This is a genomic window from Streptomyces sp. C36 (assembly GCF_040932295.1).
Classification (GTDB): Bacteria; Actinomycetota; Actinomycetes; order Streptomycetales; family Streptomycetaceae; genus Streptomyces; species Streptomyces triculaminicus.
Window position 1 is genome coordinate 408,490 of sequence record NZ_JBFQGI010000004.1, and the last position, 22,539, is coordinate 431,028.

The 22,539-nt window shown below is 70.6% G+C and carries 22 protein-coding genes, 1 tRNA gene and 2 pseudogenes; 11 read left to right on the forward strand and 14 right to left on the reverse strand.

Going from position 1 to position 22,539, the window contains the following annotated elements:
• Positions 1-68: 68 nt before the first annotated feature.
• Positions 69-326, reverse strand: a complete 258-nt coding sequence (gene crgA, locus AB4K12_RS15385) for a cell division protein CrgA (RefSeq protein ID WP_368434739.1) — start codon at positions 324-326, stop codon at positions 69-71.
• Positions 327-483: 157 nt separating this feature from the next.
• Here crgA and AB4K12_RS15390 point away from each other — a divergent pair, with 157 nt between their 5' ends.
• From AB4K12_RS15390 to AB4K12_RS15415, 6 genes and pseudogenes are all read left to right on the forward strand, one after another.
• Positions 484-1,245 (forward strand): DUF881 domain-containing protein, encoded by a 762-nt coding sequence (locus tag AB4K12_RS15390; RefSeq protein WP_368434740.1) that lies wholly within the window; start codon positions 484-486, stop codon positions 1,243-1,245.
• 18 nt (positions 1,246-1,263) lie between these two features.
• Positions 1,264-2,088, forward strand: coding sequence for a class E sortase (locus tag AB4K12_RS15395; protein ID WP_368434741.1), 825 nt, complete (start codon positions 1,264-1,266; stop codon positions 2,086-2,088).
• 76 nt (positions 2,089-2,164) lie between these two features.
• Complete coding sequence (locus AB4K12_RS15400; RefSeq protein ID WP_086568712.1) at positions 2,165-2,359, forward strand: hypothetical protein; 195 nt, start codon at positions 2,165-2,167, stop codon at positions 2,357-2,359.
• A 4-nt stretch (positions 2,360-2,363) separates the two neighbouring features.
• Positions 2,364-3,002, forward strand: coding sequence for an aminodeoxychorismate/anthranilate synthase component II (locus AB4K12_RS15405; RefSeq protein ID WP_086568713.1), 639 nt, complete (start codon positions 2,364-2,366; stop codon positions 3,000-3,002).
• Positions 3,003-3,199: 197 nt separating this feature from the next.
• A pseudogene (locus tag AB4K12_RS15410) lies at positions 3,200-3,910 on the forward strand (class E sortase); the annotation flags it as partial.
• A gap of 68 nt (positions 3,911-3,978) precedes the next feature.
• Positions 3,979-4,671 (forward strand): class E sortase, encoded by a 693-nt coding sequence (locus tag AB4K12_RS15415; RefSeq protein ID WP_368434742.1) that lies wholly within the window; start codon positions 3,979-3,981, stop codon positions 4,669-4,671.
• Positions 4,672-4,732: 61 nt separating this feature from the next.
• Here the strand turns inward: AB4K12_RS15415 and AB4K12_RS15420 are convergent, their stop codons facing one another.
• Complete coding sequence (locus tag AB4K12_RS15420; RefSeq protein WP_368434743.1) at positions 4,733-5,236, reverse strand: RICIN domain-containing protein; 504 nt, start codon at positions 5,234-5,236, stop codon at positions 4,733-4,735.
• 415 nt (positions 5,237-5,651) lie between these two features.
• Between AB4K12_RS15420 and AB4K12_RS15425 the strand changes: the two are divergent.
• Positions 5,652-5,804: pseudogene (locus tag AB4K12_RS15425) on the forward strand (class E sortase); the annotation flags it as partial.
• 76 nt (positions 5,805-5,880) lie between these two features.
• On the opposite strand, the gene pknB reads toward AB4K12_RS15425, so the two are convergent.
• The 6 genes from pknB to AB4K12_RS15455 form a co-directional block, all read right to left on the reverse strand.
• Entirely contained in the window at positions 5,881-7,902 is a 2,022-nt protein-coding gene (pknB, locus tag AB4K12_RS15430; protein WP_368434744.1) for a Stk1 family PASTA domain-containing Ser/Thr kinase, read from the reverse strand.
• 162 nt (positions 7,903-8,064) lie between these two features.
• Entirely contained in the window at positions 8,065-9,522 is a 1,458-nt protein-coding gene (locus AB4K12_RS15435; RefSeq protein ID WP_368434745.1) for a penicillin-binding transpeptidase domain-containing protein, read from the reverse strand.
• The gene (locus AB4K12_RS15440) at positions 9,519-10,916 is read right to left on the reverse strand and encodes an FtsW/RodA/SpoVE family cell cycle protein (protein WP_086568718.1); all 1,398 of its coding nucleotides are present in this window, start codon (positions 10,914-10,916) and stop codon (positions 9,519-9,521) included. Before AB4K12_RS15440 ends, AB4K12_RS15435 begins: the two co-directional genes overlap by 4 nt.
• A 49-nt stretch (positions 10,917-10,965) precedes the next feature.
• Positions 10,966-12,486: a PP2C family serine/threonine-protein phosphatase gene (locus AB4K12_RS15445; RefSeq protein WP_368434888.1), complete on the reverse strand. Its 1,521-nt coding sequence runs from the start codon at positions 12,484-12,486 to the stop codon at positions 10,966-10,968.
• Positions 12,487-12,561: 75 nt separating this feature from the next.
• The gene (locus AB4K12_RS15450; protein WP_368434746.1) at positions 12,562-13,095 is read right to left on the reverse strand and encodes an FHA domain-containing protein; all 534 of its coding nucleotides are present in this window, start codon (positions 13,093-13,095) and stop codon (positions 12,562-12,564) included.
• Between the two features lie 10 nt (positions 13,096-13,105).
• A complete protein-coding gene (locus AB4K12_RS15455; RefSeq protein WP_086568720.1) occupies positions 13,106-13,939 on the reverse strand; it encodes a DUF3662 and FHA domain-containing protein in 834 nt (277 codons plus the stop codon).
• Positions 13,940-14,288: 349 nt separating this feature from the next.
• On the opposite strand from AB4K12_RS15455, the gene AB4K12_RS15460 reads away from it, so the two are divergent.
• From AB4K12_RS15460 to AB4K12_RS15475, 4 genes are all read left to right on the forward strand, one after another.
• Positions 14,289-14,372, forward strand: a tRNA-Leu gene (locus tag AB4K12_RS15460).
• A 512-nt stretch (positions 14,373-14,884) separates the two neighbouring features.
• Positions 14,885-16,294 (forward strand): DUF2252 domain-containing protein, encoded by a 1,410-nt coding sequence (locus AB4K12_RS15465; protein WP_368434747.1) that lies wholly within the window; start codon positions 14,885-14,887, stop codon positions 16,292-16,294.
• Positions 16,295-16,387: 93 nt separating this feature from the next.
• Complete coding sequence (locus AB4K12_RS15470; protein WP_368434748.1) at positions 16,388-17,230, forward strand: J domain-containing protein; 843 nt, start codon at positions 16,388-16,390, stop codon at positions 17,228-17,230.
• A 10-nt stretch (positions 17,231-17,240) separates the two neighbouring features.
• Positions 17,241-17,588, forward strand: coding sequence for a rhodanese-like domain-containing protein (locus AB4K12_RS15475; RefSeq protein WP_086568725.1), 348 nt, complete (start codon positions 17,241-17,243; stop codon positions 17,586-17,588).
• Positions 17,589-17,632: 44 nt separating this feature from the next.
• On the opposite strand, the gene AB4K12_RS15480 is transcribed toward AB4K12_RS15475, so the two are convergent.
• From AB4K12_RS15480 to paaA, 6 genes are all read right to left on the reverse strand, one after another.
• A complete protein-coding gene (locus tag AB4K12_RS15480; RefSeq protein ID WP_368434749.1) occupies positions 17,633-18,769 on the reverse strand; it encodes an acyl-CoA dehydrogenase family protein in 1,137 nt (378 codons plus the stop codon).
• A gap of 88 nt (positions 18,770-18,857) precedes the next feature.
• Positions 18,858-19,943 carry a 2Fe-2S iron-sulfur cluster-binding protein gene (locus AB4K12_RS15485; RefSeq protein ID WP_368434750.1) on the reverse strand — a complete coding sequence of 362 codons (1,086 nt, stop codon included), beginning with the start codon at positions 19,941-19,943 and terminating at the stop codon, positions 18,858-18,860.
• Positions 19,944-20,489: a 1,2-phenylacetyl-CoA epoxidase subunit PaaD gene (gene paaD / locus AB4K12_RS15490; protein ID WP_368434751.1), complete on the reverse strand. Its 546-nt coding sequence runs from the start codon at positions 20,487-20,489 to the stop codon at positions 19,944-19,946.
• Complete coding sequence (gene paaC / locus AB4K12_RS15495; protein WP_368434752.1) at positions 20,483-21,187, reverse strand: 1,2-phenylacetyl-CoA epoxidase subunit PaaC; 705 nt, start codon at positions 21,185-21,187, stop codon at positions 20,483-20,485. Before paaC ends, paaD begins: the two co-directional genes overlap by 7 nt.
• Positions 21,184-21,471 carry a 1,2-phenylacetyl-CoA epoxidase subunit PaaB gene (gene paaB / locus AB4K12_RS15500; protein ID WP_086570932.1) on the reverse strand — a complete coding sequence of 96 codons (288 nt, stop codon included), beginning with the start codon at positions 21,469-21,471 and terminating at the stop codon, positions 21,184-21,186. Before paaB ends, paaC begins: the two co-directional genes overlap by 4 nt.
• Positions 21,468-22,418 (reverse strand): 1,2-phenylacetyl-CoA epoxidase subunit PaaA, encoded by a 951-nt coding sequence (gene paaA / locus AB4K12_RS15505; RefSeq protein WP_368434753.1) that lies wholly within the window; start codon positions 22,416-22,418, stop codon positions 21,468-21,470. The genes paaB and paaA overlap by 4 nt, the downstream gene beginning before the upstream one ends.
• Positions 22,419-22,539: the final 121 nt, after the last annotated feature.

Genomic DNA, 22,539 nt, shown 5'->3' on the forward strand with positions numbered 1-22,539 from the left:
CGCCCGGCCATGGTCCGGGCGCCCGCCGCCTCCCTCGGGACGTGCGCTACCGCCACTGTGTGGATGCGCTACTTCCACTGTGTGGAGACGACGAATCCCGCGGCGATGAAGCCGAAGCCGACCACGATGTTCCAGTTGCGCAGGGAGTGGATCGGCATGTCGCCGCTCGTCACGTAGAAGACCACGATCCAGGCCAGCCCGATCAGGAACATCGCCAGCATCAGGGGCGCCACCCAGCCACGCCCGGTGCTCAGCTTGAGGTTCTGCTGCTGCTTCGCCGGCGGGGGCGTGAAGTCTTCTTTCTTGCGGATCCGTGACTTCGGCACGAGGGAACTCTCCTGTCGATGCGCTGCGTGACCGCGCTGGGATGAACGCTGGGATGAAACGGGCCTGTCCGCCGGGGCCGGAACGACGGGAACGCCGCCTTCCCCCGGGCGTCCGTTAGCGTAGTGCTTCCGCGGCGTCGGAGAGGATAAGGGTACGTTGAGCAATTCTGCCGACTCCACCGGTGCGCCCGTCCGGCGGTTCCGTCCGGTACGACTGTTGACCGGCGGCGTCTTCGCGCTGGCCGGGCTCATCTTCTGGATGAGCTTCAACACCGCCCAGGGCACCAACATCCGTACCGACGCCTCGATGCTGCGGCTGTCCGACCTCATCCAGGAGCGCAGCCGGAAGAACGGCGACCTCGAGGACAGCGCCGCCGGCGCCCGGGCCCAGGTCGACGCCCTCGCCCGGCGCGACACCGGCAACACCGCGCAGGACCGCAAGCTCACCGCGCTGGAGACCGCCGCCGGCACCCGCAGGCTCGACGGCCCCGGACTGACCGTCACCCTCATGGACGCCCCGCCCAACGCCACCGCCAGGATCCCCGGCGTCCCGCAGCCCCAGCCCAACGACCTGGTCATCCATCAGCAGGACCTCCAGGCCGTCGTCAACGCCCTGTGGAAGGGCGGCGCCAAGGGCATCCAGGTCATGGACCAGCGGCTGATCTCCACCAGCGCCGTCCGCTGCGTCGGCAACACCCTCATCCTCCAGGGCCGCGTCTACTCACCGCCCTACAAGGTCACCGCCGTCGGCGACCGCGGCATGCTGCGCAAGGCCCTCGACCAGTCCCCCGCGATCCAGAACTACCTCCAGTACGTCAACGCCTACGGCCTCGGCTGGAAAATCGACCAGCACGACGCGGTGACGCTGCCCGGATACTCGGGCACAGTGGATCTCCACTACGCCAAGCCCGTGGGGTGACCCGGGAGGGAGCCGGCGATGGGGTTACGGCTCGTCGTCCGCACGCTCAGCGAACTGTGCCTGACCATCGGTACGTTGATCGTCCTTTTCGTGGTGTACGTCCTGTACTGGACCTCGGTCCGCGCGGACGGCGCGATGGCGCACGAACTCGACCGCCTCGAGCAACGGTGGGCGGCCGCACCGGCCGAGCCCGCCGAGCCGGACTCGGGGCCCGGCACCGGCACCGGCACCGAACCCGCCCCGGACGCCGGTGAGGCCGGCCCGTCGGCCCCTCCGCCCCTCGCGGGCGGGCAGCCGGACGATGCCGCCGTCCCCCCGCCACCGGGCAGCGGAACGCGACGCCCGACCGTTTCCGCTCCCCGTACGGACTACCGCCCCGGCGCGTCCTTCGCCGTGATGCGCATCCCCCGCTTCGGCCCCGGCTGGGTCAAGCCCGTCCTCCAGGGCACCGGCACCGAGCTGCTCAAGAAGGGCCTGGGCCACTACGAACGCACCGCCCGCCTGGGGGAGACGGGCAACTTCGCGGTCGCCGGCCACCGCCGCACCTACGGCGACCCCTTCAAGGACCTCGACGAGCTGCGGCCCGGCGACGCCGTGGTGCTCGGCGACGGCACCAGCTGGTTCACGTACCGCGTGGACACGCGCCCGTACCGCACCCTGCCCGGCGACACCGCCGTCCTCGACCCCGTGCCGGCGGCCGCCGGCTACCGGTCGCCCGGCCGCTATCTGACGCTCACCACCTGCGATCCGGAGTGGGGACACAGCCACCGGCTGATCGTCTGGGCGCATCTGGAGGAGACCCGCCCGGTCGCCGCGGGAAGGCCCGCGGCTTTGTCCGGCTGACCCCCCGCTCACGGCGTGTCGCCCCTTAGGCTGGTGCCGCACATTACTGAACCGACCATCGGCGAGTGGGTAGAGCATGTACGTCTGGATCTGGCGTCATCTGCCGGGCAACGCGTGGGTGAAGGCGCTGGTCTCGCTGCTGCTCGTGCTGGGGACGGTCTACGTCCTCTTCCAGTACGTCTTCCCCTGGGCGGAACCGCTGCTGCCGTTCAACGATGTGACGGTCGACAACGGCATGCCCGCCGGCGGCGCAATGACGGAATGGCGGTAACGCGGTGAGCGCGCGCATCCTCGTCGTGGACAACTACGACAGCTTCGTCTTCAACCTCGTGCAGTACCTCTACCAGCTCGGCGCCGAGTGCGAGGTGCGCCGCAACGACGAGGTCGAGCCCGGCCACGCCCAGGACGGCTTCGACGGCGTCCTGCTGTCCCCCGGCCCCGGCGCGCCCGAACAGGCCGGCGTCTGCATCGACATGGTGCGGCACTGCGCGAACACCGGCGTGCCGGTCTTCGGCGTCTGCCTGGGCATGCAGTCGATGGCCGTCGCCTATGGCGGCGTCGTCGACCGCGCCCCCGAACTGCTGCACGGCAAGACCTCGCCGGTCACCCACGAGGGCAAGGGCGTCTTCCAGGGCCTCCCCTCGCCCTTCACGGCCACCCGCTACCACTCGCTGGCCGTGGAGAGGGACAGCTGGCCGGACGAGCTGGAGATCACCGCCTGGACGGACACGGGCATCGCCATGGGACTGCGCCACCGCGACCTGCCGGTCGAGGGCGTGCAGTTCCACCCCGAATCGGTGCTCACCGAATGGGGCCACCGGATGCTCGCGAACTGGCTCGCCGCCTGCGGTGACACCGGGGCGGTGGAACGCTCGGCCGGCCTGGCCCCGGTGGTGGGCAAGGCCGGAGCGTGACCACGCTCCGGCCCGAGCAGGAACCCCGGAGTACGGCGGCGGCCGCACGGCCGCCGCAGGGCGCCACGCACCACGCGTACGGCACGGGCTCCCTCTCGCAGCCGCTGCCGCCCGAGGACGTCCCGACGATGACGTTGCGCCGCCTCGAGCCCGCGCCGCCGTCCGCCACCGGAGGGCGCGCGGAGCGCCGCCGGGCCGCCCAGCGCGCCGCGCGCGCCCACAGGGACAGCCTCGGCGTGATCGTGAGCCGGTCCGTGGGCGAGCTGTTCATCACCCTCGGCGTCGTGATGCTGCTGTTCGTCGCCTACCAGCTGTGGTGGACCAACGTCATCGCCCAGCGCCAGGCGGGCGGCGCCACCAAGGACCTGCAGCACAGCTGGGCCGGCGACGACGCCGGGGCCGACCGCGACGCGGGGGAGTTCTCGCCCGGCCAGGGCTTCGCCATCCTCTACATCCCCACGCTGGACGTGAAGGCCCCGATCGCCCAGGGCATCGGCAAGCAGAAGGTGCTCGACCGCGGCATGGTCGGCCACTACGCCGACGGTCCGCTCAGGACCGCCATGCCCTGGGACCGGACGGGCAACTTCGCCCTCGCGGCCCACCGCAACACCCACGGCGAACCGTTCCGCTACGTCAACCGGCTGAAGCCCGGCGACAAGATCGTCGTCGAGACCAGGAGCGCCTTCTACACCTATGAGATGACGAGCCGCCTGGATCAGACGTCTCCCGCGAACGTGCGGGTCATCGAGCCCGTGCCCGTCGGCTCCCGCTTCACCGGGCCCGGCCGGTACATCACGCTGACCACCTGCACCCCCGAGTTCACCAGTACCTACCGCATGATCGTGTGGGGCAAGATGGTCGACGAGCGGCCCCGGAGCAAGGGAAAGCCGGACGCGCTCGTCAACTGAGACACGCGTGAGACAGCGTGAGACACGCGTGAGACGCACGAGAACAGCGAAGCGGGGTACGAACGTCTGTGGCACGGACAGACCGCGTACGGGGGCGCATCGCCGCCACCGTCAGCGTCATAGGCGAGCTGCTGATCACAGCAGGCGTGATCATGGCCCTCTTCGTCGTGTACTCCCTGTGGTGGACGAACGTCCTGGCCGACCGCGAGGCGAAGAAGCAGGGCAACCAGGTGCGCGACCACTGGGCCAACGCCCCGTCCGGCCCCGGCGCCCTGGACACCAAGGACGGCATCGGCTTCCTGCACGTACCCGCCATGAAGAACGGCGAGGTGCTGGTCAAGCCCGGCACCGGCGGCAAGGTCCTCAACGAGGGCGTCGCCGGCTTCTACCGCGAGCCGGTGAAGGCCGCCATGCCCTGGGACAAGAGCGGCAACTTCACCCTGGCCGCGCACCGCGACGGACACGGCGCGAAGTTCCACAACATCGACAAGATCAGCACCGGTGACCCGGTCGTCTTCGAGACGCGCGACGTCTGGTACGTCTACAAGGTCTTCGCCGAGCTCAAGGAGACCTCCCGCTTCAACACGGACGTGATCAACCCCGTCCCCAAGGAGTCCGGCAGGACCGCGCCGGGCCGCTTCCTGACCCTGACGACCTGCACCCCCGTCTACACCTCCGACTACCGCTACATCGTCTGGGCGGAACTGCAGCGCACGGAGAAGGTCGACGCCAAGCGCACACCGCCCAAGGAACTGCGCTAGCGGCTGGCCGCAAAGCCGCCGGTTTTGAGGTTGTCAGCGTCAGGACGGTTGTTCTGTCGGTTTAGTAGTTCCACAGCTGTCCGGGCGCCCCTGGGGAGAACAGCCACTGCTGAGCCCGTGCTCCATTGCTAGTGCTTGAATCTGCTATTTCCAGAACCTTTCCGCTGTTTAGGTTTACGATTGCTCCGTTGTTGAAGTACCACATCTGGGTTTTATTTCCTGGGTCGCAGAGCCACTGTTGGGCAGGTGCGCCGTTGTCGGTTCGGGAGTCTGCGATTTCCAAACACTTGTCGCTGTTGCTGTTTATGATATAGAAAGCCCATGATGGACCGCCGGATTGGCCAGCAGTGGCTGTGCGCCAGTACTGTCCGGCAGCCGAGCTGGTGCAGCTCCATTGTTGGACTCTCGCACCGTCCCGAGTGCTCGAGTTTTCGACCTCCAGGCACTTGTTGCTGCCTTGGTTTCCTAGGTGAGTGCCCTCGGATGCGTGCCCAGTTCCTGGGGATGTCAATGTTATGGCGGCGGCTATGGCCAGCGTTCCAATGGTCTTCGAGAGTTTCTTCATTTCTGCTCGCTGTCGTCGAGGATGGCGCTTTCTGCGTGTAAAGCGGAATGGATCTTACCCTAGTTTCTATTGGAGGTAATCGCATGGAATGCCTCTCTCCGTTTAATGGCGCATTTCAAGCCTTTCTGTAGGCAGCCCACGGTCTTGACAGGTGCCACTCATGGTGCAAGTTAGGTGGCGTGTGAGGAGGTAGTTTGATCGACCTTGAGGGAAGGCCGTGAGGTAAGGACGGGCCGGATTTGGAACTGTCTGGGGCGGCTTTCGACGGTCTGTTTTCTGTCGGGCCGGTCGGTGAGCTCTCGCTCAGGGGTCGGCAAAGTCTGCTGTGATGAAGGTGCTACGTGAGGGGGCGCCGCCCGTCACCTGTGGGAGGGGCACGCTGAGCACATTGCTCGCCAAGTCATCGCCGCCAAGTGAACTTGCGGGGGTTGATCGCCCCGGCCGCTTCCTGACCCTGACGACCTGCACGCCCGTCTACACCTCCGACTACCGCTACATCGTCTGGGCGGAACTGCAGCGCACGGAGAAGGTCGACGCCAAGCGCACACCGCCCAAGGAACTGCGCTAGCGGCGCCCACACGGCACGAAGAAGCCCCGGCGGCCATCGGGATGGCGCCGGGGCTTTCGCGTGTCCTACGGGGCGATCAGCTGCGTCGGCCGCCGGTGAAGCCGCCGAAGAGGCCGCCGATGTCCTGGTTGCCGCCCGTCTGACCGCCGGTCTGGCCGCCGGTGCCGGGGTTGGGCGGACCGGCCAGCGTCATGAGGTTGACCGGGGTGTCCTTGGCGACCTGGGCACCCGCGCCCGGGTCGGCGGTGACGACCACGGCGTTGTCGTCCTGCGGGCCGTTGATGCTGCCGACCTTCAGGCCCGCGTCCGTCAGCGTCTTCTTGGCGTCCTTCAGCTTCTGCTGGAGGACGCTCGGCACGGTGACCTTCGCGCCGCCCTTGGAGACGTACAGGGTGACCGTGGAGTTCGCCCTGGCCGAGGTGTTGCCGTCGGGGCTCTGGCGGGACACGGAACCGGCCGGGACGGTCGCGGAGTCCTCGTCCTCCCTGACCACCTTGAAGCCGAGGTCGGTGAGCTGCTTCTTGGCCGCGTCGAAGGGCTGGTTGACCACGGACGGGATCGTCTTGGTCGCGGCCGGCGTGGCGACGGTGAGCGTGATCTCCGTGCCCTTCGCGGCCTTGCCGTCCTTGGGGTCCTGCGCGGTGACGATGCCGGGGGTCCGCTCGGACTCCTCGTCCTTCTTGGTGACCGAGAAGCCCTTGGCCTCGAGCTCCTTGCGTGCGACGTCGAACTGCTGGCCGGTCACATCCGGGACGGCGATCTGCTCCGCGCCCGTCGAGACCACGACCTTCACGTCACCGCCACGCTTGACCTTGGAGCCGACGCCCGGGTCCTGCGAGCAGATCTTGCCCTTGTCCTGGTCGCAGGGCTTCTTCTCGGCCTCGACGACCTTGAAGTCGCCGTTCTCGCCCAGCTTCTGGGCGTCCGCCAGCGATTCGCCGATCAGCTTGGGGACCGAGACCTCGTCGTTGTTGCCGCCACCGCTGAAGAGCGAGCGGCCGATGAAGATGGCGCCGACGAGCACCAGGATGCCCGCGACGACCAGCAGGATCGTCGAGAGGTTGCTCTTCTTGCCGCCGTTTCCGCCCCGGTGCCCGCCGGAGTGGTCGTCGTAGCCGCCGTAGCCGCCGCCGTCGGAGACGGGCGGCATCATCGACGTCTGGCCGGCCGCGCCCGCGTGGTCCTGGGACCGCAGCATGGTGGTCGGCTGGTCGTCGCCGTAGCCGACGACGCCCATGGAGGCCGTGGCGGCCACGGGCTGGCCCTCGAGGGCCGCCTCGATGTCGGCGCGCATCTCGTCGGCGGACTGGTAGCGGTAGTCCGGGTCCTTGGCCAGCGCCTTGAGGACGATGGCGTCGATCTCCGGCGTGACCTCGGGGTCGTGGATGCTCGGCGGGTTCGGCTCCTCCCGCACGTGCTGGTAGGCGACGGCCACCGGCGAGTCGCCCACGAACGGGGGCCGGACCGCCAGCAGCTCGTAGAGCAGGCAGCCGGTGGAGTAGAGGTCGGAACGCGCGTCGACCTGCTCGCCCTTGGCCTGCTCGGGCGAGAGGTACTGGGCGGTGCCGATGACGGCCGCGGTCTGGGTCATCGTCATGCCGGAGTCGCCCATCGCACGGGCGATGCCGAAGTCCATGACCTTCACCTGTCCGGTGCGGGTCAGCATGACGTTGGCGGGCTTGATGTCGCGGTGGACGATGCCGGCGCGGTGGGAGTACTCCAGCGCCTGCAGCACGCCGATGGTCATCTCCAGCGACCGCTCGGGCAGCAGCTTGCGCCCGGAGTGCAGCAGTTCCCTCAGCGTCGACCCGTCCACGTACTCCATGACGATGTACGGGATCGAGACGCCGTCCACGTAGTCCTCGCCGGTGTCGTACACAGCGACGATGGACGGGTGGTTGAGGGAGGCGGCCGACTGGGCCTCGCGGCGGAACCGGGCCTGGAAGGACGGATCGCGGGCCAGGTCGACCCGCAGCGTCTTCACGGCGACGGTGCGACCGAGCCGGGTGTCGTGCGCGAGGTAGACCTCGGCCATGCCACCGCGGCCGAGCACCGAGCCCAGCTCGTACCGGCCGCCGAGGCGACGCGGCTCTTCCATAGCTCCAGCCCTTCCGTGTTCCTGACCTCACCGGCGTGGGTCCGGCGGTGTGCTGTCCGGCATACCGTACCCGGCGCGATGGGCGCCTTCCGGGCGCCACCGTCACCCGATATACGACCGGTACAGACGGTGGCGCTCAGCGGAAGCGGCGGGTGAGCCGGATCACTTCTCCGTGGCGAGGACCGCCTCCATGACGCTCTTCGCGATGGGGGCGGCGAGCTTGCCACCCGCGATGTCGTCGCGGACCGTCTCCGAGCCCTCGATGACGACGGCGACGGCGACCGGCGAGCCGTCGCCGGTCTTCGCGTAGGAGATGAACCACGCGTAGGGGTTGCCGCTGTTGTCGACACCGTGCTGGGCGGTACCGGTCTTGCCACCCACCTTGACGTTGCCGTTGTTGATCTGGGCCGCGGTTCCGGTGCCCTTCTCGACGACCGTCTCCATGATGCTCTGCAGCTTCTGCGCGTTCTCGGCGCTGAGCGGCTGGTTCATCTGCTTGGGCTGGTGGTGCTCGATGACGTTGAGGTTCGGGGCGCGCAGCTTGTCGACCATGTACGGCTCCATGAGCTTGCCGTTGTTGGCGACGGCCGCGGCCACCATGGCCATCTGCAGCGGGGTGGCGCGGTTGGACGCCTGGCCGATGCCCGCCATGGCGTTCTGCGGGCGGTTGTCCTTGGGGTAGACGCTGGGAGCGGCGCGCACGGGCGTGTCGACCGGCTTGTTGAAGCCGAACTTCTCCGCCGTCTCCATCATCTTCTTGTTGCCGAGGTCGGCGCTGACCTTGCCGAAGACGGTGTTGCACGAGTACTGCAGGGCCACGCGCAGCGAGGCCTCCTTGCAGGGGATGTTGCCCTCGTTCTCCAGCGCCACGCGGGTGTCCGGCAGGATCCACGGCAGCGGCGAGTCGGTCTTGGAGTCCACGTCCTTGTACAGGCCGTTCTCCAGCGCCGCGGCGGCCGTGACGACCTTGAAGGTCGAGCCCGGCGGGTAGGTCTGGCGCAGCGCCCGGTTGAGCATGGGCTGGTTCTTGTCGTCCTGCAGGCTCTTCCACGCCTTGTCGTCCTGCGCCCCGGCGATCTTCGAGGGGTCGTACGACGGGGTGGAGGCGAGGGCGAGGATCCTGCCCGTGCGCGGGTCGAGGGCGGCGACCGCGCCCTTCTTGTCGCCGAGGCCCTTGAAGGCGGCCTCCTGGGCCTTGCTGTTGAGGGTGGTGATCACGTCACCGCCCTTCTTGCCCTTGCCGGTGATCATGTCGACGGTGCGGTTGAAGAACAGCCGGTCGTCGTCGCCCGTGAGGACCTTGTCCTCGAGCTTCTCGATCTGGTTGGCGTCGAACACCTGCGAGCTGTAGCCCGTGACCGGGGCCCACATCTCGCCGTTCTTGTAGGTGCGCTTGTACTTGTAGTCGATGCCGCCGGTCTCCTGGGAGCCGGTGACGGCCTGCCCGTCGACGATGATGTTGCCGCGGGGCTGGCCGTAGCGGGCGATGGTCACCCGGCGGTTGTGCTTGTTCGACTTGAGCTCGTCCGCCTGGACGAACTGGATCCAGTTGTCCCGGATCATCAGCGCGAGGACGAGGAGACCGCAGAAGATGGCGATCCGGCGCACGGGCTTGTTCACGGGCGGACCACCTGGGTCATCTCGGCGTCGGGGGACGGGGCAGGGGCGGGAGCGGGACGCCGAGCGGTGTCGCTGATCTTGATGAGGACGGCGATCAGGGCCCAGTTGGCGATGACCGACGAACCACCCTGCGCCATGAACGGCATGGTCATACCGGTCAGCGGGATGAGGCCCATGACACCGCCGGCGACCACGAAGACCTGGATGGCGAATGCGCCGGACAGGCCCGTGGCGAGCAGCTTGCCGAAGGGGTCGCGGGCGGCCAGCGCGGTGCGCACGCCGCGCTCCACGATCAGGCCGTAGACCAGGAGTATGGCCATGACGCCCGCCAGGCCCAGCTCCTCGCCGACCGTGGCCAGGATGAAGTCGGAGTTGGCGGCGAAGCCGATGAGGTCCGAGTGACCCTGACCCCAGCCCGTGCCGAAGACGCCGCCGGAGCCGAACGCCATCAGGGCCTGGGCGATCTGGTCGGAGCTGCCGTCCTTGAACGCGTCGAAGGGGTGCAGCCAGGCGGTGACGCGCTCCTGGACGTGGTGCTCGAAGGTGGACACGGCCACCGCGCCGACGGCGGACATCAGCAGACCGAAGACGATCCAGCTGGTGCGCTCGGTCGCGACGTAGAGCATCACGACGAACATGCCGAAGAACAGCAGCGACGTACCGAGGTCGGTCTCGAAGACCAGGATCAGGATGGAGAACGCCCAGACCGCCAGGATCGGGCCGAGGTCACGGCCGCGGGGCAGGTACAGGCCCATGAAGCGGCGGCTGGCCAGGGCCAGGGCGTCGCGTTTCACCATCAGATAGCCGGCGAAGAAGATCGCCAGGACGATCTTCGCGAACTCGCCCGGCTGGATCGAGCCCAGGCCGGGGATGGTGATCCAGATGCGCGCGCCGAACTTCGCGGGGAAGAACATCGGGGCGACCAGCAGGATCAGCGCGGCCACCATGGAGATGTAGGTGTAGCGCTGGAGGATGCGGTGGTCCTTCAGGAGGACCAGCACGGCGACGAACAGGGCGATGCCCAGCGCCGAGAACATCAGCTGGTTGGTGGCGCTGGCCGTGAAGAACTTACGGGCCTGCAGTCGCGGCGACTGGTCGAGCCGCCAGATGATGACCAGGCCGATGCCGTTGAGGAACGTGGCCAGCGGCAGCAGCAGGGGGTCGGCGTACTTGGCGAACTTGCGCACCACCAGGTGCCCGACGCCGGCCATCAGGCCGAGGCCCATGCCGTAGCCGAGCAGACCGGAGGGCATCTCGCCGTCCATGGCGAGGCCCACGTTGGCGTAGGCGAAGCACGGGATCAGCACCGCGAAGGCCAGCAGCGCGAGCTCGGTGTTGCGCCGGCTCGGCGCGCCCTCGGTGCTGATCGTCGTGGTGTTGGTGGTGTTGGGCATGTTCGGCATGGGTGAAATAGGTGACATGACTTGATGGCCCCCTACGGCTTCACTGCGATGCGCTGCTGCACTGCGGGACCAACTTCTGCTCTTCCTCGCTGAGGGTGGGGCCCGGGGACGGTGCCGGGGTGGCCTGGACGGCGTTGTTGCGGGTCTCGGGGGCGCCGGGTTCCTTGGTGGCGCCACCGGTGCGGTCGCTGTTCTGCTTCTCGCTCTCCCGCTGCTGCGCCTCGGCCTTGCGGCGCTCGTCGTCCTTCTTGCAGGCGCCCGCGAGCGTGCCGAGCTCCTTGGCCTTCTGCAGGGCCTGTTCGCGGCTGCCGACCGTGATCGTGTCCACCACGCGGCTGCGCTGGTCGACCGGGAGGTACTTGAGTTCGATCTCGGGGTGGTCCTGGTAGAGCCTGCTCAGGCTCACCCACGCCAGGTCCTGGTTGATGCCCTGGTAGACGGCCACGTGGTCGTTGTCCTTGGCGCCCACGTAGTACTGCGTCTGGGTCCACTGGTAGCCGCCGTAGAGGCCGCCGCCGACGAGACCGAGCGCCAGCGCGATGATCAGCGACCGCTTGAGCCACCGGCCCTTGCGCTGCGGCTTGACGAAGTCCTCGTCCGTGAACGGGCCGAAGGAACCGTCCGGCGCGCCGCCCATCCCCGGGTCGCCGCTGCCGGGTGGCCCGAAGCCGCCCGAGGCGTCCTGCTGCGGTACGGGCCGGTGGGCGCGGGCGTGCTCGGCGGCCCGGCCGGCCGGGGTCTGCATGGCGCCGTTGTCGCCGAGCTGCATCTGGTTCTCGGCCACCGCGCCGACGATCACGGGAGTGTCGTTGAGCTGGCCGGCCATGGTGTCACCGCCGTCGGCGTCGAGGACGTCGGCGACGATGCAGGTGATGTTGTCGGGGCCGCCGCCGCGCAGGGCGAGCTGGATCAGCTCCTGGATCGTCTCGTGCGGACCCTGGTAGCTGGCGAGGGTCTCCTCCATCGTCTGATGGCTGACCACGCCGGAGAGCCCGTCGGAGCAGATCAGATAGCGGTCGCCGGCCCGCACCTCGCGGATGGAGAGGTCCGGCTCCACGTGGTCGCCGCTGCCCAGCGCGCGCATCAGCAGGGAGCGCTGCGGGTGGGTGGTGGCCTCTTCCTCGGTGATGCGGCCCTCGTCGACCAGGCGCTGCACCCAGGTGTGGTCCTGGGTGATCTGCGTCAGCACGCCGTCGCGCAGCAGGTACGCGCGGGAGTCGCCGACGTGCACCAGGCCCAGGCGCTGACCCGTCCACAGCAGCGCGGTCAGGGTGGTGCCCATGCCCTCGAGCTGGGGGTCCTCCTCGACCATGACCCGCAGCTGGTCGTTGGCGCGCTGCACGGCGGTGCCGAGGGAGGTGAGGAGGTCGGAGCCCGGGACGTCGTCGTCGAGCGTGACCAGAGTGGAGATCACCTCGGAGGAGGCGACCTCGCCGGCGGCCTGGCCGCCCATGCCGTCGGCGATGGCGAGCAGGCGGGGGCCGGCATAACCGGAATCCTCGTTGCCCTCCCGGATCATGCCCTTGTGCGATCCGGCGGCGAAGCGCAGTGACAGACTCATGCGCACCTCGCCCGTCGGCTCCGGGTACAGCCCCTTCCCAGCCACGCTGCCCACCCTCCGCTCGTCATGGTCCTACTACTTCCGCAGCTCGATGACGGTCTTGCCGATGCGGATCGGCGCGCCGAGCGGGATCGGGGTCGGAGTGGTCAGCCGGGTCCGGTCGAGATAGGTGCCGTTGGTCGATCCGAGGTCCTCGACGATCCACTGGCCGTCGCGGTCGGGGTAGATCCTGGCATGCCGGCTGGAGGCGTAGTCGTCGTCGAGGACGATCGTCGAGTCGTGCGCGCGGCCGAGGGAGATGGTCTGGCCCTGCAGGGCCACCGTGGTGCCGGTGAGGGTGCCTTCGGAGACCACCAGCTTGGTGGGCGCGCCGCGTCGGCCGCGGTCCGCGCGGCGACCGCCGGCCGGCGGCTGCTGCTGGCGCTGCTGCGGCGGCGCGGCCTGGGCGCGCTGGGCGCCCGCGGCCCCGGCGCCGCCCCGGCGCGAGCCGCGCTGGGTCACGCGGGTGCCGAAAAGATCACTGCGAATGACCTGTACGGCCACGATGACGAACAGCCACAGTACGGCGAGGAAACCCAACCGCATGACCGTGAGGGTCAGCTCTGACATTGCCCCCGCTTCACCCTTCGGCTTGCCTGTAAACGATGGTGGTGCTGCCCACGACGATGCGTGAGCCGTCGCGGAGCGTAGCGCGCGTGGTGTGCTGCCCGTCCACCACGATGCCGTTGGTCGACCCCAGGTCCTGGACCGTAGCGGGGGTGCCGACCCGGATTTCGCAGTGCCGGCGCGAGACCCCGGGGTCGTCGATGCGTACGTCCGCTTCGGTGCTGCGGCCCAGTACGAGGGTGGGCCGCGAGATTTGGTGACGGGTGCCGTTGATCTCGATCCAGCGGCGCGTCTGGGTGCCCGGCACGGCTCCCGGCCCCGGACCGCCGGTGCGCGGCAGGGGGCGGGCGCCGGGCGGCGGCGAGGTGGGCATGGGCGGCGCGCCCGCGGGGGAGGCGTAGCCGGCTCCGCTGGTGACGGCGCCGCTGCCGCGCGGGGCGGCCTGCTGCCGGGGCTGCGGGTCCTGCGACTCGCTGGAGGCGAGGGTGCGGCTGCGGACCCGGTACAGACCGGTGTCGAGGTCGTCGGCCTTCTCCAGGTGGACCTTGATGGTCCCCATGAAGGTGTACCGCTGCTGCTTGGCGTAGTCGCGGACCATGCCGGACAGCTCGTCGCCGAGCTGGCCGGAGTACGGGCTGAGCCGCTCGAAGTCCGGTGCGCTCAGCTCCACGATGAAGTCGTTCGGGACGACGGTGCGGTCGCGGTTCCAGATGGTCGCGTTGTTGTCGCACTCCCGCTGGAGTGCGCCCGCGATCTCGACCGGCTGCACCTCGGACTTGAACACCTTGGCGAAGGTGCCGTTCACGAGACCCTCGAGTCGCTGCTCGAAGCGCTTCAGTACTCCCACGGGGCACCTCCTTCCCTCAGTGACGTCTCTGATGCTCAGTGTCGTTCCTGATACTGCTTACTGATCGTATCCACGCGTCGGGAAAACAGCTGGTTCCCCTTCGACGCCATGAGTGACGAGTGTCGCCTTGTTCGGCCGCGCACGTCGCCCACGGGGGATCGTAGAGCCGCCTTGAGGCCAGTGTCCCGCAACCGGAGCCCTCCTCGCGGCCCCCCTGAGCACGGGGCGGCGGCAATGGGTGTGAAGGTGCCGTCCGGGCCGTGCTAATGTTCTGCATGTCGGAAGGCGGACGGACACGAACCGGGCGGAAACGCCGGGGGAACGGTCGGAAAGCAGAAGACACACCCATGCGCGGGTGGCGGAATAGGCAGACGCGCTGGATTCAGGTTCCAGTGCCCGAAAGGGCGTGGGGGTTCAACTCCCCCCTCGCGCACAATGCGAAACGGCCCCTCCGAGTGACGAGAGTCACCCGGAGGGGCCGTTTCGTCATGTCCGCACCCGGCGGGCTCCGGCCCGTCGCGGGACGGGGGCGCGGCCTCCTCCGGTCGTCGCCGGAGCACGAACCGGAATCCGCGACGGCGGCCCACGAGCCGGACGACGAGCACGGTCGCGCCCATCGGCCATCAACAGTGACGATTACCACGATGCCGCCGACGAACATCGGACGAACATCAGCACAGGACGTGCCGGACCGCCTCGGGTGGCCGGCGGACACGGGCCGTCCGCTACGTCCCGTCCGCTGCGTTCCGTCCGCCGCGTCCGGGCGGACCGGAGTGAAGTCGTCTTCCCCCAGGAGCAGTTGCCGTCCCGGCTTCGAGCGTGCCCCGGTATCCGGACCGTCGGAGCGTTGTCGGTGGCGAGGGGTACCGTCGTGGGGAGTCGACGCCGGTGACGCCGCGCGGGGGGAAGCCGCCGTGCCGTGGTGAAGGGGGAGGTGGCGCCGCGATGACGCGACTGCCGTACATACCTGGGTTCGCTGGTCCTGCGGCCGAAGGGGCCGCGCGCAAGGGCGGCAAGGGCCAGGGGAAGGCCGCCGGGAAGGCGCTGCGGGAGCGGGTCCCCCGGGGCGCGCACGCCGACTGGAAGCCGGACGGCTCCCGGCCCGGCGCGGTGGAGTCGGTCGAGGCGGGCAACGCCGGGCGGCTGACGGAGCTGACGCCGATACGCGTGGGCCGCATGGCCGCCTCGCCCTTCGCCTTCCTGCGGGGCTCCGCGGCCCTGATGGGCCACGACCTCGCGGACACGGCCGTCACCGGCGTGGGCGCGCAGCTGTGCGGCGACGCCCACGCCGCCAACTTCGGCCTCTACGGGGACGCCCGGGGCGAGCTGACCATCGACCTGAACGACTTCGACGAGACCCTGCACGGGCCGTGGGAGTGGGACGTCAAGCGGCTCGCCGCGTCGCTGGTGCTGGCCGGCCGGGAGGCGGGGGCCGACGAGCTCACCTGCCGGGCGGCGGCGCGCGACGCCGTCGGGGCCTACCGGCACACGATGCGGCTGCTGGCCCGAATGCCGGCCATCGAGGCGTGGAACGCCATCGCCGACGAGGCGCTCGTCTCCCACGCGGACGCCCATCAGCTGGCCGGCACGCTGGAGCGGGTCGGGGAGAAGGCCCGGCGCAACACGAGCGCGCGCTTCGCGGCCAAGGCCACGGAGAAGGACGGCACGGGCGGGCGGCGCTTCGTGGACGCGCCGCCGGTGCTGCGCCGCGTGCCGGACCGGGAGGCGGCGGCCGTCGCCGCCGCGCTGGGCCCGTACACCCGGACGCTGCCGCCGGACCTGCTGCCGCTGCTCGCGCGGTACGCGGTGCAGGACGTGGCGTTCCGCGTGGTGGGCACGGGCAGCGTCGGGCTGCGCTCGTATGTGGTGCTGCTGCTCGACCACCGCGGCGAGCCGCTGGTGCTCCAGGTGAAGGAGGCCCGGCCCTCGGTGCTGCTGCCGTACGCCCGCGCGGCGGGCTTCGCGTCGCCCGACGACGGGCACGAGGGGCGGCGCGTGGTGCTGGGACAGAAGTCGATGCAGGTGGTCAGCGACGTGCTGCTGGGATGGACGACGGTCGAGGGACGGCCGTACCAGGTACGGCAGTTCCGCAACCGCAAGGGAAGCGTCGACCCGGCGGCCCTGGCGAGCGACGAGCTCGACGACTACGGGCGCATGACCGGCGCCCTGCTGGCCCGGGCGCACGCCCACAGCGCGGACCCCCGCCTGATAGCCGGCTACTGCGGCAAGAGCGAGGAGCTCGACGACGCGATCGCGACATTCGCCGTGGCCTACGCCGACCGTACGGAGGCGGACCACGCGGAGCTGCTGGCCGCGGTGCGCTCCGGCCGGCTGCCGGCCGAGACGGGGGTGTGAGGAGGGTCCGGGGCCGGTTCCGGGGCCGGTTCCGGGCCGCGTGGCGGGAAGCCGTGCCCGGGGCCCGCGGGCACCTCGTACGCTGGGCGGGTGATGAACCCGGAAGCTGAGCAGAGCGCCGACCCCGGATCCGCGAGCCCCGGAGCCGCCGGTCCCGGGCCCGCCGAGGACACCACGCGGCTGGAGCGGGCCGTACGGGCCGCCGAGCAGGCGCTGATCGAGTTCGAGATCGCGGTGGAGACCTTCCGCGTGGAGGTGGAGAACTTCTCCCGCCTGCACCACCAGCGCCTCGGCCCGATGTACGCCCGCCTCGACGAGCTGGACGCGCTGATCGCCGAGGCGGTCGCCGCGCGCACGGGCGACGCCGAGGACCAGCGGCGGGCGCGCGAGATGCGCGGGCTGGCGCAGCCCATGCCGGGGGTCGACGAGCTGTTCGGCGGCTGGATGGACGGCGAGGGACTCTCGCCGGAGGCGACGGCGATGCTCACCGAGAAGCCGGTGCAGCCCCCCAAGCGGGTGCGCCCCAGCGACGAGGCCCGCCGCGCCTACCGCGAGCTCGTCCGCAAGGCCCACCCGGACCTGGCGCCGGACGAGGCGGACCGGGTGCGCCGCGAGGCCTTCATCGTGCGGGTCAACGCCGCCTACGGCGAGGGCAACGAGGCGCTGCTGCGCGAACTGGCCGAGGAGTGGGCGGCCGGGCCGGTGCCCGCGCAGCGGCGGCCCAGCCTCGCCGAGGAGCTGTACGCCCGGCTGGAGTGGCTGGCCGAGCGCAAGGAACTGCTGTCGGTGGTGGCCGCCGACCTGGAGTCCTCCGCGATCGGCGCGATGATCAAGATGGCGCCGGACGACCCGGACGGGCTGCTGGTGGAGATCGCCGACGGCCTGGTGGTCCAGATCGCCGAGCGCGAGGCCCATCTGGCGTCGCTGGTCGGGTAGCGTCGGGCTCATGGTTTTTGGTTCCGGGATTCCCACCGTCGGCGTCGACGCCCTCTCGTCGGACGACTTCCTGCTGGACGTGCGCGAGGACGACGAGTGGCAGGCGGGGCACGCCGAGGGCGCCCTGCACATTCCCATGAGCGACTTCGTGGCGCGCTTCGGTGAGCTGACCGAGAAGGCGCCCGAGGGCGGCCGCATCAACGTCATCTGCCGCGCCGGCGGCCGTTCCGCGCAGGTCACCGCCTACCTGGTGCAGCAGGGCATGGACGCGGCGAACGTCGACGGCGGGATGCAGGTCTGGGAGGCCGCCGGCCGCCCGGTCGTGTCCGCCGACGGCACTCCCGGCACGGTGATCTAGCCGGTCGGTGTCCTAGCCGGTCGGTGTCCTGGCCGATCGGTGATCTAGCCGTTCGGCGGGTGGGCGGCCAGGAGGTCGCCCAGGGCCTCCTCGTGGGCGGCGGCCGGGCCGAGCGAGAGCTCGAGCTGCTTGGCCCACGCGTGATAGCGGTGCAGGGCGTAGTCGGTGTCCGCGCCGAAGCCGCCGTGCAGATGCTGTGCGGTCTGGACGACGCGGCGTACGCCCTCCGCGGCCCAGACCTTGGCGACGGCGATGTCGGCCGCCACGGGCAGCGGGCCCGACGCTCCCGATTCCAGGCGCCAGGCCGCCTGCCAGAGCGTCGCCTCCATCGAGCGCAGGTCGATGTAGCGGTCGGCCGCCTGGACGGCCACCGCCTGGAACGTGGCGATGGGGAAGCCGAACTGCTCGCGCTTGCTCGCGTACGCCCCTGTCATCGCCGCCGCGGCCTCGCCCAGGCCGAGGGCGAGGGCGCAGGTGCCGGTGGCCAGCAGACCGCGCAGCCACTCCCACGCGCCGTCCGCGGTGATCAACTCGTCCTCCCGGACGCGTACGGACTCCAGCGCCACCTGTGCGTACCGCTCGCCGCTGGTGGAGACCTGGTCGGCGAGGGTCACTCCGGGGCGGTCCGGTGGGACGAGGGTGAGGACGGCGCGGCCTTCGGCGGTGTGGGCGGGCAGCAGGACGCGGTCGGCGCCCTGAGCCCAGGGAACGGCCGTCTGCAGCCCGTCGAGGAGCCAGTGGGCCCGTCCGTCGGGGCGGGCGGTGACGGCCAGCTCGGCGCCGTCGTGGCCGGTCCGGCCGCTGGCGGCGACGGTCACGACGAGCTCGCCGCGGCCGATCGCGGGCAGCAGGCGGCCCGGGCCGGCGGTGCCGTACGTCCGCAGGACCAGGGCTGCCGCGCTCGTCTCCAGCAGCGGAACACGCGCCAGCACCTTCCCGGCCTCGCGCAGCACCAGGCACAGGGCGATCGGCCCGAGCTCCGCGCCGCCGTGCTCCTCCGGAACCATCAGGCTCAGCAGGCCGGAACCGGCCAGCCGGCGCCACAGGGAGCGGTCGAAGTCCTCGGCGACGGCGCCCGGCACCAGCGCCGGGCTGGGCACGGCGTCGGGGGCGACCCCGGACAGGACGGCCCGCGCCGCCTCGGCGGCGGCCTGCTGTTCCTCGGTGAAGGTGAAGTCCACTGCCCGGCCCCTCCGCTCGCGCCCACCCCAGGGCGTCGGATTACCTGACGGATCGTCAAGTTAGGGCAGTGGGAGGGAATTGGGAACGTCAGCGGTCGAAGTCCAGCTCCACCTTCTCCGTGGCCGGGTGCGACTGGCAGGCCAGTACGTACCCCGCGTCCAGCTCCTCCCGTTCCAGAGCGAAGTTCCGGTCCATTCGCACCTCGCCCGACACCAGATACGCCCGGCACGTCCCGCACACCCCGCCCTTGCAGGCGTACGGGGCGTCGGGGCGGTTGCGCAGCACCGTCTCCAGCAGCGACTCCCCGTCCCGTACCGGCCAGCTACCGCTGCGCCCGTCCAGCGTCGCGGTCACCGCGCTGTGCTCCGGACCGGGCGGCGCCCCGGCCCCGGCGCGCGGCCCGGAGGGCGCGTCCTCCACATGGAAGATCTCCTCGTGGATGCGCTCGCGGGCCACTCCCAGGGCACGCAGCGCCGCCTCCGCGCCCAGCACCAGGCCATGGGGGCCGCACAGGAACCAGCCGTCGACCGTGTCCACCGGCAGCAGCGCGGGCAGCAGCCGGGTCAGCCGCTCCTCGTCGAGCCGCCCGGACGCCGGACCGGCCTGCTGCTCCTCGCGGGAGAGCGTCTGGACGAGCTGGAGGCGGCCGGGATAGCGGTCCTTGAGGTCGGCGACCTCGTCCAGGAACATCGTCGACGCCGTCGTGCGGTCGCTGCGTATCAGGCAGAACCGGGCCTCGGGCTCGCGGGCCAGCAGCGTGGAGACGATGGAGAGCACGGGCGTGATGCCGCTGCCGCCGACGATCGCGGCGAAGTGACCGGGGCGTGGCTCGAGCACGAACCGCCCGGCGGGGGCCATCACCTCGACCGTGTCCCCGGGGGCCAGCTCCTTGAGCGCGTAGGTGGAGAACGCGCCGCCGTCCACCAGCCGCACCGCCACCCGCAGCGTGCGCGGCCCGTCGGCGCCGGGCGCCTGGCCGCAGAGGGAGTACGTGCGGCGGATCTCCCGGCCGTCCACGGTCCGGCGCAGGGCCAGGTGCTGGCCGGGGACGTGGCGGAAGTCCTCGCGCAGCGCCGGGGGCACGGCGAGGGTGACGGCGACCGCGTCGTCGGTGAGCGGGTCGACGGCCGCCACTCGCAGGGAGTGGAAGGCGCCATGGCGGGCCGCTGCCATCTACAACTCCTTGAAGTGGTCGAACGGTTCGCGACATGCCTCGCAGCGGCGCAGGGCCTTGCAGGCGGTGGAGGAGAAGCGGCTGAGCAGCGTGGTGTCGGTGGATCCGCAGTGCGGGCAGCGGATGGCGAGGTCGACCGGCACAGGGCCGCTCACCGGGCCCGTCGTCCTGGGCGGGGCTATGCCGAACTCGGCGAGTTTGCGCCGTCCTTCGGCGGTGATGTCGTCCGTGGACCAGGCCGGGGAGAGGACCGTACGGACGGTCACATCCTCCTGTCCCCGATCACGCAGCACGCGCTCGATGTCCGCGGACATCGCCTCGACGGCGGGGCAGCCGGTGTAGGTGGGGGTGAGCTCCACCTCCACCCGGCCGGGGCCGGTGACGTGCAGGCCGCGCAGCACGCCGAGCTCGGCCAGGGTGAGCACCGGCAGCTCGGGGTCGGGGACGGCCCCGGCCAGCGCGCGGAGTTCCTCCTCGAGGGGCGTGGGGCCGAGAGGAGCGGGGCCGATGGGCGTGGGGCCGATGGGCGTGTGCGTGGTCACCATGTCGCCCCCGGGTGGCTGCGGTGCAGGTGCTGCATCTCCGCGAGCATCCTGCCGAACGGTTCGGTGTGGATGCCCTGCCGTCCGGCGCCGGCCGTCCAGGCGCCGACCTGGGGGCCGCCGGGCAGGGTGAGCGTGGCGCGGGCCACGACGTCGGTCACGGTGGTCAGCCAGCCGTCGCGCAGCGCGGCCCAGTCGACGGGCAGGGCTTCCACCGGCTCGAAGAGCTCGCCCGTGTACCGCCACAGGGAGTCCAGGGCACGCTGCATGCGCTCGTGGCTCTCGGGCGTTCCGTCGCCGAGGCGGAGCGTCCAGTGCTCCGCGTGGTCGCGGTGGTAGGCGACCTCCTTGACCGCCTTCGCCGCGACCGGCGCGAAGGCCGACCGTCCCTCGCTCGCCAGCTGTCCGTACAGCAGCTCCTGGTAGGAGGAGAAGTAGAGCTGGCGGGCGATGGTGTGCGCGAAGTCGCCGTTGGGCTGTTCGACGAGCTGGACGTTGCGGAAGGCACGTTCCTCGCGGAGGTAGGCGAGTTCGTCCTCGTCCCCCTCGAGCGAGAGCAGCACACGGGCCTGTCCGAGCAGGTCGAGGGCGATGTTGGCGAGGGCGACCTCCTCCTCGAGCACGGGAGCGTGCCCGGCCCACTCCCCCAGGCGGTGGGAGAGCACGAGGGCGTCGTCGCCCAGAGCGAGTGCGGCGGTCACAGGTGCTGCACCCCCTCGGGGATGTCGTAGAAGGTCGGGTGGCGGTAGGGCTTGTCGGCGGAGGGCTCGAAGAAGGGGTCCTTCTCGTCGGGCGAGGAGGCGGTGATCGCCGTGGACGGCACCACCCAGATCGAGACGCCCTCGCCGCGCCGGGTGTACAGGTCGCGGGCGTTGCGCAGGGCCATCTCCGCGTCGGGCGCGTGCAGGCTGCCGGCGTGGGTGTGCGACAGGCCGCGCCTGCTGCGCACGAACACCTCCCACAGTGGCCAGTCGGTGCCGGTCATGCGCTTGCCTCCCCATGCCTGGCCGCGTACGCCGCGGCAGCCTCGCGCACCCAGGCGCCTTCCTCATGGGCCCGCCGACGCTGGGCGAGCCGCTGGTCGTTGCAGGGGCCGTTGCCCCGGAGCACCTCGTGGAACTCGTCCCAGTCGATGGGGCCGAAGTCGTGGTGCCCGCGCTCCTCGTTCCACCGCAGGTCCGGGTCGGGGAGCGTCAGCCCCAGCGACTGGGCCTGCGGCACGCAGATGTCGACGAATCGCTGGCGCAGCTCGTCGTTGGAGTGACGCTTGATCTTCCAGGCCATGGACTGGGCGGAGTGCGCCGACTCGTCGTCCGGCGGGCCGAACATCATCAGGGAGGGCCACCACCAGCGGTCCACCGCGTCCTGGGCCATGGCGTGCTGGGCCTCGGTGCCCCGGCTCAGGGCGAGGAGGAGTTCGTAGCCCTGGCGCTGGTGGAAGGACTCCTCCTTGCAGACGCGGATCATGGCGCGGGCGTAGGGCCCGTAGGAGCAGCGGCACAGGGGGACCTGGTTGGTGATGGCCGCGCCGTCGACGAGCCAGCCGATGGCGCCGACGTCCGCCCAGGTCAGGGTGGGGTAGTTGAAGATCGAGGAGTAGCGCTGGCGGCCGCTGTGCAGCTTGTCGAGCAGCTCCTCGCGGCTGGTGCCCAGGGTCTCCGCGGCGCTGTAGAGATACAGGCCGTGGCCCGCCTCGTCCTGGACCTTGGCCATCAGGATCGCCTTGCGCCGCAGCGAGGGCGCCCGAGTGATCCAGTTGGCCTCGGGCTGCATGCCGATGATCTCGGAGTGGGCGTGCTGGGCGATCTGCCGGACGAGGCCGGCGCGGTAGGCGTCGGGCATCCAGTCGCGTGGCTCGATGCGCTCGTCGGCGGCGACGGCGGCGTCGAACACCGCCTCGAGCGCTCCTGCCTCCGGCGCAGTCGTGGTCATGCCGTGCCCCCTCGTGCTCGTTGGTGCCGAATCTCCCTACCGACCGATCGTTCGGTTCAATGGTGAGGGGAGCCCAGGACCGTGTCAACCCTGTGGATAACCCGTGGGCGCTGTGCCTCGT